A 14,166-nucleotide genomic window follows, 5' to 3' on the forward strand; every position below is an offset into this window, starting at 1 on the left:
TTATACTCATTATCTATGCCAGTAAAAAATACGCCTTTAAGTCCTGAGGGCTGTTAAGGTATGCATAGCCATCATTTTTTCTTCATTCGCAGGAATAACGATAACAGAAAAAGGGTGTAAGCACTCTATCCTCTTGAGGATATTTGCTCTAATCGGTTCTGAATTTTCCCCTATTCCTCCTGTGAATACAATACCATCTACTCCACCTAGCGAAATGGTCATCATTCCAATAAATTGAGCTGTTTTCAGGCAAAAATACTCCAAAGCAAATTGAGCGTTTTTATCAGCGCTGGATTGTAATTCCAGCATATTATTGGTTTTTCCTGATAAACCAAGCAAGCCGGATTCGTTATAAAGTATTTCCTCTACCTTATCTGGTGGAAGATTCAATTCTCTTATCATGTAAATAACAGCCCCAGGATCCAAACTGCCACAACGAGTTCCCATTGGTAAACCATCCAGCGCTGTCAAACTCATGGTGGTGTCTATACTGATTCCCCTATTTATAGCGCACAAGCTGGCGCCGTTGCCTAAATGGGCCATAATAATCCGACTGTTTGCTAAATCAGGATAGTCTTTTTGGAGAACGAGAGAAATCCATTCATAGGAGAGGCCATGAAATCCATAACGTCGAATCCCTTGTTGCCTTAAATATTCTGGTAAAGCACAGGTAGTGAATAATGGGCTATGTTGAGCGTGAAATGCGGTATCAAAGCATGCTATCTGTGGTAATTCCGGTTTAATCTGGTTAATAATTTTTATGGCGGCTAAATTGTGAGGCTGGTGTATGGGAGCAAGGGAATTCAGCGTTTCCAATTGATTAATTATTTGCGGGGTAACTAGAACACTCTGAGTGAAGTATTCTCCGCCATGAACAACACGATGGGCAACAGCATTAATTTCCCAGTTTTGCTGCTGTTGGCTAATCCAATCGAGAATAATATGAATCGCTTGCTCATGTGTCATTTCCTTTTCCAGAGTGATTAGAGTACTCTGCTGCTCCGACGCTTCGTTAACTGCAATAAAAGAGGGTTTTCCTCCAATATTAATAATCTTGCCTTTGGCGAGGAGATCGAGTTTTTCTGTATTGGAGAACACTTGAAATTTAACACTGGAGGAACCTGAGTTGATAATTAAAAGTGCGGAATGTCTCATTTTATTTTGCCTGCTTTACGGGCCGCTGATATCTTAGTTGCTACTGCACAAGAGAGTAAGCGTGTTCTTAACGAATCAGCTCTGCTGGCCAGAATGATAGGGACTCTTGCGCCGAGAACTATTCCTGCTGCATCAGCATGTCCAAGAAAAGTGAGTTGTTTGGCAAGCATATTTCCCGATTCAATGTCAGGTACCAGCAAAATGTCGGCGTCGCCGGCTACGGAAGAGATAATGTTTTTTTCCTTACTAGCTTGTTTATTGATGGCGTTATCAAAGGCGAGGGGACCATCCAGTAAGCCATCAATTATTTGACCTCGGTCTGCCATTTTACATAGTATGGCTGCATCAACTGTTGCTTGCATCTTGGGATTCACCATCTCAACGGCTGCAAGGATAGCTACTTTGGGTTTTGTTTCTTCTCCATATAAAATACGCCAGAGGTTGATTGCATTTTGACATATATCGGCTTTATCTGCTGCGTTAGGAGCTATATTAATGGCTGCGTCGGTAATGATTAAAGGTTTATGGTAAGTTGGAACATCCATAACATAGGCATGACTTATACGGTATTTGGTTCTTAGCCCAGAAGTGGCGGGTACCACTGCAGACATCAGCTCATCAGTATGCAGGGCCCCTTTCATGATAGAATCTACTTTCCCTGATGCTGCTAGTTCAACTGCTTTAAAAGCAGCGGCATCACTGTGTTCTGCGTCAATCATTTCCCAATTGGATAAATCAATTTTAGCCTCACTTGCAGCACATTTGATTTTTGTCATAGGGCCTATTAATACAGGAGTGATTAAACCAGCTTTCACTGAATCATAAACTGCTTCCAGGACATTAGGAGTGACTGGATGAACAACTGCAGTTTTGATAGGGGATAAATTACTACAGGCCTCAATTATTTTATTAAAGTGATCATTGTGATGGATTTGCACCAGAGGCAAAACAGTTCGGGGTACCTTCATTTTTTTAGTTGGAGCAATGACTTTAGCAAGGCCTTTAATTACTGTTTCTCCTTTTTGATTCACACCCAGACAGTCGAAATAAACAATGGATTTACCTGGATGTTTGTCACGAACAACAATAGTAATTGTAAGATTATCCCCAATGCGAACAGGAGTTATAAATTGAATATCTTGTTCAAGATAGATAGTTCCAGGTCCGGGAAGGACGGTACCCAGTAGAGTGGAAATTAGAGCCCCGGACCACATACCGTGTCCGACTACGCCATGAAATACATCGCTTTTAGCAAATTGAGGATCGACATGAGAGGGATTAATGTCTCCAGACATAGCGGCAAATAAATTAATATCATCCTGAGTTAATGTACGATTTAAGCTGGCCTTGCGTCCTAAAGTCAGTTCTTCATAGGTGACATTTTCAAGAAATTCATTATTCATTACTAATTCCTTTATTTTTGTAATACATATTTTCCAGGCGCATTAGTTAATTTTTTGTCCAGCTTGGGTGCAGACATCAATTTTTTAGATGATTGATTAACTAACCAATCATGCCAGGCAATCCACCAGGACCCTTCTCGTAATTCAGCTCTTTTTAACCAGGTTGTTGGGTCAAGATAAGTTGCATCCATTTTTCTTTCCCGAATACGGTAATAACGTCCTTGATGCCCTGGTTCACTGACTATTCCAGCGTTATGACCTCCATTAGTCAATACAAAAGTAATATCAGAATTGATTAACAAATGGGTTTTATATACTGATTTCCACGGAGCCACGTGATCTTTTTCTGTACTTACGACAAAAGCAGGTATACGAATATTTTCACCTACGACAGGTTTTCCATCCAGAATAAATCGTCCTTCGGCAAAATCATTATTAAGAAATAGTTTTTCCAGGTATTCACTATGCATTTTGTATGGCATACGAGTTGCGTCAGCATTCCATGCCAGTAAAGGGATCATCCCTCTTTGAGTTCCGTGCATGTAATCCTGTACCATTTTAGACCAAATCAAATCGTACGAACGGAGCATTTGAAAAGTTCCAGACATTTGTTTTGTGTCCAGGTATCCTTGTTCCCACATCATACTTTTTAAAAAGGATACTTCACTTTTGGTTATAAAGAGCAGTAGTTCTCCGGCATCAATAAAATCGCCTTGAGCGGCGAGAAGAGACAATGTTTTAAGTCGGTTATCGTGATCGTGGGCCATAGCGGCTGCAGCCAGCAAAGCCAGTGTGCCCCCAAGACAATAACCCATTAAATGGATTTTGGTATGTGGAATGGCATTGCTCACTGCATCTATAGCATCCATAGCGCCTAGTTTATAATAATCATCCAGTCCAAGATTTCTATCTTCTTTCGTTGGATTGCGCCAGGATACGATAAATACGGTGTGTCCCTGTCTAACTAGCCAGTTTACTAAAGAATTTTCCGGCAGCAGATCAAGGATATAATATTTCATGATCCAGGCAGGTAAAATCAAGATCGGTTCTTTGTATACCTTTTCTGTTTGGGGTGTGTACTGGATTAATTCAATTAAATGATTGCTATAAACGACTTTCCCCTTTGTTACAGCAACTTGTTTCCCCGGGATAAAATTCTCGACTCCCGCAGGAGGTGAGCCTGTTATCTTTTCTACAAAATCCTTAAAGGCAAGCTCTGTTCCGCGAATTAAATTTTGCCCATTCGAGCGAATTGTTTCCTGAAGCAAATCAGGATTAGTCAAAACAAAATTGGAAGGTGATAAGGCGTCAAGAATCTGTCTGGTGGAAAAGGTTACTGTTCTTTTGACATGAAGTGGTATACCTGGAACTTTGCTTGAGGCTTGTAAACACCAATCTTCAAATTGGAGAAATTGCTCAGCCCAAAGCCGCCAGGGATAATAACTCCAGTTTTCTGTATGAAAACGTACGTCCTTGCCATCTCTCGGCTTGTCATACTTGAAAAGGTTGGAAAGATAATCGTTGGCATGCAACAGCGGATAATAAGCCAGTCGTAGCATGGAGCCAGGTGACTGTAGCAATTGAGCAAACCAGGAGTAATAGGCTGTACCTAGCGCAGCAGGACTTATACCGGCAGTTAACTTTCCTAAGTTGGCTTGGTATAATTTATCAATGAATCTGAAAATAGGGTCGGATTGTTCTGGAGCAGGTGTTTGTTCTAATGGACTTAGAATTTCTTTTTTTGGGGATGCAGGTATTTCGTTTTTTTTATTGATAGGTTTTTCATTTGTTTTTTTCATACCTTGCATCCTGTAGGTGTTTGATTTATAAAAAATAGTATAGCAGCATTCCATAAATGACAATTTAATCTCAGTTATTGTTTGAAAAGACTTAAGTTTCTCTTGGCAAACGATGGTTTATAGGTAGTGGCTTGACTATAGAAATACGGGGAGTTGTGCTATTATTTGGTTCTTTTAATGCAGTGTAAATAAATCCACTCTATCTTGGAGGCTGTGATGCTAAAATGTTTATCCAGTATAATCATTGTGTTTTTGATTTTGTTTACAGCAGGTTGTCAGACCAATACCGTGAGTAACATGTTTATTCCGTCTAATCCATCAGGCATGACTTTGGCTCAGTCGGTAAAGGATTCACTAATGGAAAGTAATGATCCTGTGATCAATCAAATTCATGTGGAATCCAATCAAAATGTGGTGATATTAAGTGGTTATGTGAAAAAAATTCGCCAGAGCGATATTGCAGAACAAATTGCCAGACAAGTTCAAGGGGTTCAGTCAGTAGAGAACCGTATTATTGTTCGCCCATAAATGATTTTAACCCTTGAATGAATTAATTACTCTTGTCAATGACGTTGGTTTTAACGTCATTGACGTCAGGGCTTCTCATTGTTAGCAAGCTTATTCTTTTTTATTTTTTTTGCCTCTGCAACAAGAACAACAACTAAAGCAATTATAAAGCCAAGCGATAAGGAATCCTGTGACGAACCCATCAATAAAGCCAATGACGCCACCAATGAAGCTTCCCAGGACAGAAGGTTCGTAGCCAAGGTATAAGTTGGCAACTGCTTCAACAAAGGGCCTGCCATAGGCATAAAAATAGGCGATTAATCCCATGACTAACAATGATAATCCCCATAGAATTCCTAAAGAAAGACCCAGTCCAACAGGACTGATTTTGCAACCATTCATGGTAATCTCCTTATTAGCTCTCTAATATAATTATATACCAGTTTGCCTAATCAAAATTGTGGGTCATGGGTTTCAACGTCTACAATTAAATAGTATCCACTTTTTGGATTAAGAGCATGAATTATTTCATTGGGTTATGTTTTGGATTACTTAATGCCGTTATTTGCTACGCAGAGCCTAATGGCTCTTCTCTTCCAAAAAAATTAATCAAAGTCAATAAAGAAAATAATCCTAAATGTGTGGAGTTTGTAACCTATAAAGGAGAACTTTATTGCAGTGTTGTTCCTTTGGCTGATTCCTCAGGTGATTCACAGCTTATCCATTATGAGAAACAAATAGTACGTTTTGATGACAGGCCATGGAAGATCGCTTGGGGAAAGAAAACAGATAAGATGGTTACCATTGAGTATATTCCTGTTGGAGATGACATTAATAACTGGAAAGAGTTGATTACTACACAATTTATGCCGGGTTTAATCAACATGACTCCAGCTCAGTTTGGTGATCAATTTTTAAACAACTTGAGTAAATCAGGGGTAAAATATATTGTCCATGTCATTGAGGAGCAACCCAATCTACTAATTTTTGAGTTTAAAATTCAAGAGCCTGCCAATCTGCAACAAGACGAAATTCTGAAAATTACCAAGGGCAAGGATGGAATTTATGTGCTTCATTATGCAATTAAAAAATCGGATATGACTAAAGAGAATAGAGACAAGTGGGTAAAAAACTTAAAAAGCAGTTTTATAAAAGCCTCCACACCCTAAGTGCAAGTGAATGGGCGGGATAAAGATTTACAATTTCAAACTTCAAATGACTTTAAAATAAATTGGCAATAGGTCGTGTTATTCATTACAGTACTGAGAATGACATACAACAAGGTATTATTATGAAATTGTCTTTTTTAGGCGCTACCAGCACGGTTACCGGTTCTAAGTACTTGGTAGAATCAAATAATAAAAAGATTTTGGTAGATTGTGGACTTTTCCAAGGGTTAAAAGAATTGAGACTAAGAAACTGGTCACCCCTGCCTGTGTCTCCAGAATCGATAGATGCGGTTGTTTTGACCCATGCACATATTGATCATAGTGGTTATTTGCCATTATTGGTGAAACAGGGATTTAAGGGGCGCATCTATGCAACAGCTGCAACAACCGATTTATGTTCTATCTTGCTGCCTGATAGCGGTTTTTTGCACGAGGAAGATGCCAGAAGGGCAAATAAATATGGGTACAGCAAGCACCATCCGGCTTTACCTTTGTATACTCAGGAAGATGCAAATAATACCTTAAAGTATTTTGAATCAGTAGAATATGACACCCCTTATCCTTTAATGGAGGATTGCGAAATCAGTTGGCATAGAGCAGGGCATATATTAGGGTCTGCATTTATGCAATTTCAAACAAAGCAAATCAAGTTATTATTTAGTGGTGATATTGGAAGACTCAATGATCCTGTTATGAAGCCTTCCGAGTTAATGAAATCTACCGATTATTTGGTGATTGAATCAACTTATGGGAATCGCTTGCATGATAAAACCGATCCTTTAGCGTTTATAGCCAACATAGTCAATAAGACTTGTAAAAGAGGTGGTACAGTGCTAATTCCTGCTTTTGCAGTCGGTAGAGCACAAACTATGTTGTATTATTTGTATATTTTAAAACAAAAAAAATTAATTCCTGATGTCCCTGTCTATTTGGATAGCCCTATGGCTATTGATGCCACTGAATTATTATTAAAACATCATAACGAGCACCGCTTAAGTGCCCAGGAGTGTCGAGCCGTCTGCCAAATAGCGGCTTATGTCCATACCCCAAATGAATCCATGGCAGTGGATTGGGGGCGCGAATCTAAAATTATTATTTCTGCAAGTGGCATGATGACAGGGGGCAGGGTTTTGCATCATTTGAAGGTATATGCTCCTGATCCTGCAAGTACTATCCTTTTGACCGGATTCCAGGCTGCTGGAACGAGAGGTGAAAAAATGTTAAATCATGAGCCGTCCGTTAAAATCCATGGCGATGATTATCCAGTCAGGGCTCAGGTAGCTATGTTAACCAATGCCTCTGCTCACGCAGATTATGAGGAAATACTAGTTTGGCTAAAGCATTTTGAGAAAGCCCCAAAGGAAGTTTTTATTACCCATGGCGAGCCTCAAGCGGCATTAGGGTTAAAGGGACATATTGAAGCGGAGCTAGGATGGAGTTGCAAGATACCTAACTATCTTGAAAAAGTAAATTTGGATTAACCAATCCCCAAAATAACATTCGATTTAATATTCTGAGCAAGAGCTATAGAGACTCAGAAAACAGGGAACAATCATTCATATTCCAGTTTTTTCGCAATATTCTCGTGTGATTTTTTCCGGTGCAGAAATAATAGCTTTTATTCAAAGGATTAGATGCCAATCCCGCTTAATGATCCGGAAATTAGAAAATCGCAAATTGATTCAATTGTCTCCCGAACCTGTTCGATTAAACGGCGGGAGTTGGTGATATAAAGTACTTTCAAAATTTGTAGTGTAATTAAATAATTTACTTAACTATTTGAAAAAATAATTATTTATCAGTTTGGATAATCTTGACTTTTTTGATTATTGATTCTTAAAATGCTATTGGCAACACAATTCAGATTTGCCGGCTTTACAATCATTTTCATTTAATCAAAAGGGAATTGCTATGAATAAATTACAATTAACAGGCGCTGCTTTAGCTGTTGGCGCGGCTTCTATGTTTGCTTTGGCTCCTGCATTTGCTGTTGATGCTACAACCACAACAATTCACTGTAAAGGTGTTAATGCTTGTAAAGGTCAAGGCAGCTGTAAAACTGCTGATAATGCTTGCAAAGGTCAAAATTCTTGCAAAGGAAAAGGTATTCTTGAGATGTCTAAAGAAGATTGCGAAAAACAAGGTGGTACTGTTGCTGAATAATAGCAATTAGTTCAGTCGCATCTTGCCAGGCATGTAGAAAAACATGCCTGGTCCCCATTCTTTTTTAGGTTTAATATGGAAGTATCCCCAAATAAGTCAGATCAAAAATTACCGTATTTAGGTTTTGGTTTAGGATTGCGACCAAACTATTATGAAGAAATCCTGACGAGCAAACCTGATCTGGATTGGTTTGAAATATTAACTGAAAATTATTTAATCCCCGGAGGTAAGCCTCTCTTTTATCTGGACAAAATTCGCGAACACTATTCTATTGTCATGCACGGCGTCTCTCTTTCTCTGGGAAGCACTGATCCTTTGAATTGGGATTATTTGAAGCAGGTACAAGAATTAGCTTCTCGTATTGAGCCTGTCTGGATTTCAGATCATTTATGCTGGACTGGCATTCATGGATTAAATACGCATGATTTATTACCGGTTCCCTATACAACTGAAGCTATTCAACACATCGTATCCCGTATTCAAGAAATACAAGATTTCTTAAAACGTCCTTTTTTAATTGAAAATGTATCAAGCTACCTTACATACAAACAGTCAGAAATGTCAGAATGGGATTTTATTCTGGAAATAGTAAAACAATCCGGTTGTTATTTATTGTTGGATGTCAACAATGTTTATGTCAGTTCATTCAATCATAATTTCGATCCAATGGCTTATATTAATTCCATGCCTCCTGGAAGAGTAGCCCAAATCCATTTGGCGGGTCACACTAATCACGGAAATTACATTATAGACACTCACAATGCTCCAGTGATTGAGCCAGTTTGGGATCTTTATGAGGCAACCATACAGAGACTTGGGCCTGTATCCACTATGATTGAACGTGATGATAACATGCCTGATTTTAGCGAGCTTTTAAGTGAAATTAATCATGCAAAACGCCTTGCCATACAAGCTGCAAAAGAAAAGGTAGCCGTATGAAATCGCTATTGACTTTACAAGCCCAATTGCAAGAATTCATTTATTACGGGCAGGACTTAATTAAAGAATCCATAGTGCCAACCAAGTTAGTTTCAACAGAAACGCGTCTGAATATTTATAAAGACGGTTATCGATTGAGATTGATTGAATGTTTGGCAGCAAATTACCCCGCTTTATATGCGTATTTAGGTACTGAGGAATTTGAAAAGTTAAGTGCTCGTTATATTGATTCTTACCCATCTTCTTACCGTTCAATCCGATGGTATGGTGATAGATTGCCTGAATTGATAAAAAAGTACTATGCGAAGTCTTGCTATTATTTGTATGAACTGGCTGAGCTGGAATGGAAAATGACCTTAGCCTTCGATGCAGCAGATGATACGGTGTTTAATGTAGAAGAGATGGCAGCAGTGCCGCCCGAATCCTGGGCTGAGATGGGATTTGTACTTCATTCATCAGTCCATAGGCTTGATTTTTGTTGGAATGTTTTTTCATTGTGGCAAGCTTTGGTCAATAATCTTGAGATTCCTGAGTTGAAAGATAGTCCTGCTACTACTGGCTGGGTGTTATGGCGGGGTCAAAATTATATCATTCAATATTACAGCTTGTCGGAAGAAGAAGCTTGGGCTTTAGACGCTCTGATTCAGGGCTCCTCTTTTGGGGTGATTTGTGAGGGATTATGCCAGTGGATGCCTGCTGAAGAGGTCGGAATGAAAGCAGCGTCTTATTTAAAAAACTGGATTCAAAATGGGTTATTATCTCAGTGTCGTATTCGCCGCAATTAGACATTGGGAAGTAAAGAAGCTTACATTGACAGAACGACATAAGGATATGCCATGCTAAACCCAAGAGAGATCCGAACCATAGAAGATGCAAAACGCATCGTGGAAGAAAGACAATTAACTCATGTTAAGGTTGGTCTTTTTGATATCGATGGTGTGATGCTGGGCAAGTACATGAGCCGTAACAAGTTTTTTTCGGCTTTGGAGCATGGTTTTGCTTTTTGTGATGTCATTTTAGGATGGGATTCTAAAGATAAGCTTTATGATAATGTGAAATATACTGGCTGGCATACGGGTTATCCTGACGCTTCAGTGCGAATTATTCCTTCAACCTGTCGTGAAATATTATTTGAAGAAAATCAACTGTTGTTTATGGCTGAATTTTCACAAGCAGCAGAAGCCATCTGTCCTCGCGGGATCTTGCGTCGTGTAATCAATAAAGCTGCGGGCATGGGGTATGATGTTTATGCCGCATTGGAATATGAATTTTTTGTATTTGATGAAACACCTGACAGCGTGCGTGCGAAAGGATTTCGTAACCTAAAGCCTGTTACTCCTGATAATTTTGGTTACTCAATTATTCGTAATACGGTACATGCTGAATTTTATCATCAAATTCTCACTATGGCGGAAAAAATGGATTTCCCCATTGAAGGTTTACATACGGAAACAGGCCCCGGAGTTCTGGAAGCAGCAATAGCTGTTGATGATGCTGAGGCAGCAGGAGATAAAGCGGCTTTGTTTAAAACATTTATGAAAATTCTCGCGCAACGCAATAATAAAATGGCAACTTTTATGGCTAAATGGTCAGGTGATTACCCTGGGCAAAGTGGGCATATACATCTGTCTTTGCGAGATAGAGATGGCGGCAAGTCTGCTTTTTATGAATCAGGCAGAGAATATAATATGAGCAAAATTCAACGCCATTTTTTAGCCGGGCAGCAGAAGTTGATGCCTGAATTTTTAGCCATGTTATCCCCAACTGTGAACAGCTATTCCAGACTAATTCCCGGCTATTGGGCTCCAACAGAAGCAACATGGGGTGTCGAGAACCGCACCACCGCTTTACGAGTGATTCCCGGCAGTGATAAGTCACAGCGTATTGAATATCGGCTGGGTTCTGCAGATGCAAACCCATATCTGGCGTTGGCTGCTGCCATAGGGTCCGGTTTATATGGCATTGAGAATGAGTTGGAGCCTGAGGCTGAGGTAAAAGGGAATTCCTACGAGCAACAGCATAGTTCGGCATTGGCGTTGCCTCGCACATTATGGGAATCGGCACAAAATTTAAAAAACTCTTCCGCTGCTTATGAATTATTTGGTCAAGAATTTGTTGAGCATTTTGCTGCTTCAAGAGAATGGGAAGAGAGAGAGTTTAGAAAACATATTACTGATTGGGAACTCGACAGGTATTTTGAAATTATTTAATTGAAACGACAGATTTTATAAAACTCATGGATTAAAAAATGATTGCTGCCTTAAAAACCTATTCTCCTGTCGATAACTCTCTTTATGTTGAGAGAGAGTATGCGAATCAAGAAGAGATAAAAACTGTTTTAAGCAAAGCACAAGTAGCAAAAAAACTGTGGCCTTTGTCTTCTCTGGCTGAACGCCAGGAATATTGTTTGGCTGCTGTCAATGAAATAGTCGCTTGCAAAGTAGACATTGCAGAAGAAATTTGCTGGCAAATGGGTAGACCAATTCGATACGCAGCTGGTGAAATCAATGGGTTTGAAGAGAGAGCAAGATATATGATTGCACAGGCCGAATCATCGCTGGCTTCTGTGGAATTACCTGAAAAAGAAGGATTTACAAGATACATCAAACGAGAGCCGTTAGGACTTGTGTTGGTTATAGCGCCATGGAATTACCCCTATCTCACAGCAGTCAATGCGATTATTCCTGCGCTTATGGCGGGTAATGTTGTGATTTTGAAACATTCTGCGCAAACTCCGTTAGCGGCTGAGCGTTTCGATCAGGCATTCAAAAAAGCGGGCTTACCCATGGGTGTTTTTCAATATTTGCATTTGACACATGAAGATACAGAACAACTCATGAGATCGCCAGCAGTTAATTCTGTCGCTTTCACAGGTTCAGTTGCCGGCGGTGAAAGAGTTGAACAGACATTGGCAGGACGTTTCATTCCTGTGAATTTGGAGCTAGGTGGAAAAGATCCGGCTTATATCAGAGCAGACGCTGATTTGGATCATGCAGTAGAAACAGTTATAGATGGTGCGTTTTTTAATTCAGGCCAATCCTGTTGTGGTATAGAAAGGATTTATGTTCATAAAGAGATATGCGAACAATTTGTTAATAAAGCGGTTAATTTGGTTAAACAGTATAAATTGGGACGGCCCGATGATCCAGAAACCACTCTGGGTCCACTGGTACGTGCTTCTTCAGCTGACTTTGTTAGAGAGCAAATCAAAGAAGCGGTAGCCCAAGGGGCAGTAGCACATATAAATACCCGGGATTTTGTAATGGATAGACCTGGTACACCCTATCTGGCACCGCAAATTTTAACCGATGTTAATCATCGCATGCGAATTATGACAGAAGAAACTTTTGGCCCAGTCGTAGGGATCATGTCGGTTGATAGTGATGAAGAGGCAATCGAAAGGATGAATGATAGTGACTATGGTTTGACCGCTGCTGTATTTACTCAGGATATTCATCGAGGAATAGCGATTGGTGAACGATTACAAACAGGTACTTTTTTTATCAATCGTTGCGACTACCTTGATCCCGGTTTGGCTTGGACAGGTGTAAAAAAATCAGGCAGGGGTTGTACTTTATCCGCCATAGGCTTTGAGTCTTTAACGCGGCCCAAATCATTCCATATCAGAACTAAAATTAAGACTTAAAGCCTGATATCTACGATTACTTACGTCTTAAAACTCAAAATAAAATTATAAAAAAGACCTAATCTTTCCTGCGGAAAGGTACTTGCTATCAGTTACAATGGTCTTTTTCGAATCAAAGGAAGATCATACGTGAAAAACCAATCATTAATTGTCAATTGGAATTACCCGACACGAATCCTGGTTGGGGCTGGGCGAATCAATGAACTAGCGAAAGTATGTCGTGACTTAGGTATTAATGCTCCTCTGTTAGTCACAGACCCGGGATTGGCCTCGTCGTTAATGGTGAGTAAAGTCATACAACAGGCTCAGGCATCCGGTTTGCGAACGGAGTTATTTTGCCAAATTAAAACAAATCCTACTGGTGACAATGTGATGAATGGAGTCTGTGCTTTTAACGCTGGCCAGCATGATGGCGTGATCGCTTTCGGAGGTGGCTCGGCTTTGGATGCCGGCAAAGCCATCGCTTTAATGGTTGGCCAGGATCGACCTTTATGGGATTTCGAGGACGTGGGTGATAACTGGACTCGGGTGAATGTTTCAGCCATGGCCCCAGTTCTTGCCATTCCAACAACCGCAGGAACTGGTTCAGAAGTCGGGCGAGCTTCTGTAATTACCGATGCTGAAAAGCAGGTTAAAAAAATTATTTTTCATCCTAAAATGTTGCCTGCCATGGTTATTCTGGATCCAGAGTTAACAGTCGGGCTTCCCAAATCACTCACTGCAGCCACAGGTATGGATGCTCTTTCCCATTGTCTTGAAGCTTATTGTTCCAATTATTATCATCCTATGGCAGAAAGTATTGCGTTGGAAGGAATAAGATTAATCAAGGAGAATTTAATCCAAGCTTACAAGGATGGTAGTGACCTGGAGGCAAGAACCCATATGCTAGTTGCTTCAGCAATGGGAGCTACCGCTTTTCAGCGTGGTCTTGGAGCGATGCATGCCTTGGCTCATCCATTAGGTGCAATTTATGATGTCCATCACGGGCGGCTTAATGCAGTTTTGATGCCTTATGTTTTATTGGCTAATCGTAGTGAAATTGAAAACAAGATAGAGCGTATGGCAAATTATTTATCAATAGCAAATGGATTTGATGGTTTTTTGGATTGGATAGAGCAGATGAGATTAGAGTTAAGAATCGAAAATACATTAAGTCAGTTAGGTATTGATCATTCGCAGATAAACAGACTGGCAAAAATGGCCACTGAGGATGCGGCAGCAGCTTCCAATCCTGTTCTTTTTACATTCGAGCAATACAAAGAACTATTGAGCAAAGCCATTGGTGAGTAATCGTTGTAAAGGAAAAGGTGCAGAAACGGGTTGTTTGCCAGGTATAAATCAGATGGAAAGGACTTGTATATTGAAATTGAGTCTAATCCAGACGG

Annotated in this window: 13 protein-coding genes; 9 read left to right on the forward strand and 4 right to left on the reverse strand. The window is 39.9% G+C overall.

Features of this window, described 5'->3' with window-relative positions; genetic code table 11:
- Positions 1-36: 36 nt before the first annotated feature.
- The 3 genes from OQI99_RS01070 to OQI99_RS01080 are packed head-to-tail and all read right to left on the reverse strand — an operon-like array spanning position 37 to position 4,357.
- Positions 37-1,155: an acetate/propionate family kinase gene (locus OQI99_RS01070; RefSeq protein WP_265731102.1), complete on the reverse strand. Its 1,119-nt coding sequence runs from the start codon at positions 1,153-1,155 to the stop codon at positions 37-39.
- The gene (locus tag OQI99_RS01075) at positions 1,152-2,558 is read right to left on the reverse strand and encodes a bifunctional enoyl-CoA hydratase/phosphate acetyltransferase (RefSeq protein ID WP_265731103.1); all 1,407 of its coding nucleotides are present in this window, start codon (positions 2,556-2,558) and stop codon (positions 1,152-1,154) included. Before OQI99_RS01075 ends, OQI99_RS01070 begins: the two co-directional genes overlap by 4 nt.
- 11 nt (positions 2,559-2,569) lie before the next feature.
- Positions 2,570-4,357, reverse strand: coding sequence for a PHA/PHB synthase family protein (locus OQI99_RS01080; protein WP_265731104.1), 1,788 nt, complete (start codon positions 4,355-4,357; stop codon positions 2,570-2,572).
- 216 nt (positions 4,358-4,573) lie between these two features.
- On the opposite strand from OQI99_RS01080, the gene OQI99_RS01085 reads away from it, so the two are divergent.
- On the forward strand, positions 4,574-4,885 hold the full coding sequence (locus OQI99_RS01085) for a BON domain-containing protein (RefSeq protein ID WP_061512700.1): 312 nt from the start codon (positions 4,574-4,576) through the stop codon (positions 4,883-4,885).
- 90 nt (positions 4,886-4,975) lie between these two features.
- Here the strand turns inward: OQI99_RS01085 and OQI99_RS01090 are convergent, their stop codons facing one another.
- Positions 4,976-5,266: a bacteriophage holin gene (locus OQI99_RS01090; RefSeq protein WP_265731105.1), complete on the reverse strand. Its 291-nt coding sequence runs from the start codon at positions 5,264-5,266 to the stop codon at positions 4,976-4,978.
- A 116-nt stretch (positions 5,267-5,382) separates the two neighbouring features.
- Here OQI99_RS01090 and OQI99_RS01095 point away from each other — a divergent pair, with 116 nt between their 5' ends.
- The 8 genes from OQI99_RS01095 to OQI99_RS01130 all read left to right on the forward strand — a co-directional run bounded on the left by OQI99_RS01095 (position 5,383) and on the right by OQI99_RS01130 (position 14,071).
- Positions 5,383-6,033: a hypothetical protein gene (locus OQI99_RS01095; protein ID WP_265731106.1), complete on the forward strand. Its 651-nt coding sequence runs from the start codon at positions 5,383-5,385 to the stop codon at positions 6,031-6,033.
- 122 nt (positions 6,034-6,155) lie between these two features.
- The gene (locus OQI99_RS01100) at positions 6,156-7,514 is read left to right on the forward strand and encodes an MBL fold metallo-hydrolase RNA specificity domain-containing protein (protein WP_265732334.1); all 1,359 of its coding nucleotides are present in this window, start codon (positions 6,156-6,158) and stop codon (positions 7,512-7,514) included.
- 430 nt (positions 7,515-7,944) lie between these two features.
- A complete protein-coding gene (locus OQI99_RS01105; protein ID WP_011216159.1) occupies positions 7,945-8,196 on the forward strand; it encodes a hypothetical protein in 252 nt (83 codons plus the stop codon).
- Positions 8,197-8,271: 75 nt separating this feature from the next.
- Complete coding sequence (locus tag OQI99_RS01110) at positions 8,272-9,135, forward strand: DUF692 domain-containing protein (protein ID WP_265731107.1); 864 nt, start codon at positions 8,272-8,274, stop codon at positions 9,133-9,135.
- On the forward strand, positions 9,132-9,920 hold the full coding sequence (locus OQI99_RS01115; RefSeq protein WP_265731108.1) for a DNA-binding domain-containing protein: 789 nt from the start codon (positions 9,132-9,134) through the stop codon (positions 9,918-9,920). Before OQI99_RS01110 ends, OQI99_RS01115 begins: the two co-directional genes overlap by 4 nt.
- 51 nt (positions 9,921-9,971) lie before the next feature.
- Positions 9,972-11,345 carry a glutamine synthetase family protein gene (locus OQI99_RS01120; protein WP_265731109.1) on the forward strand — a complete coding sequence of 458 codons (1,374 nt, stop codon included), beginning with the start codon at positions 9,972-9,974 and terminating at the stop codon, positions 11,343-11,345.
- 38 nt (positions 11,346-11,383) lie between these two features.
- Positions 11,384-12,781 (forward strand): aldehyde dehydrogenase family protein, encoded by a 1,398-nt coding sequence (locus OQI99_RS01125; protein ID WP_265731110.1) that lies wholly within the window; start codon positions 11,384-11,386, stop codon positions 12,779-12,781.
- A gap of 129 nt (positions 12,782-12,910) precedes the next feature.
- Positions 12,911-14,071 carry an iron-containing alcohol dehydrogenase gene (locus OQI99_RS01130; RefSeq protein ID WP_265731111.1) on the forward strand — a complete coding sequence of 387 codons (1,161 nt, stop codon included), beginning with the start codon at positions 12,911-12,913 and terminating at the stop codon, positions 14,069-14,071.
- Positions 14,072-14,166: the final 95 nt, after the last annotated feature.

The organism is Legionella sp. PATHC039 (assembly GCF_026191275.1).
In the GTDB taxonomy this organism is placed as follows: domain Bacteria; phylum Pseudomonadota; class Gammaproteobacteria; order Legionellales; family Legionellaceae; genus Legionella; species Legionella pneumophila.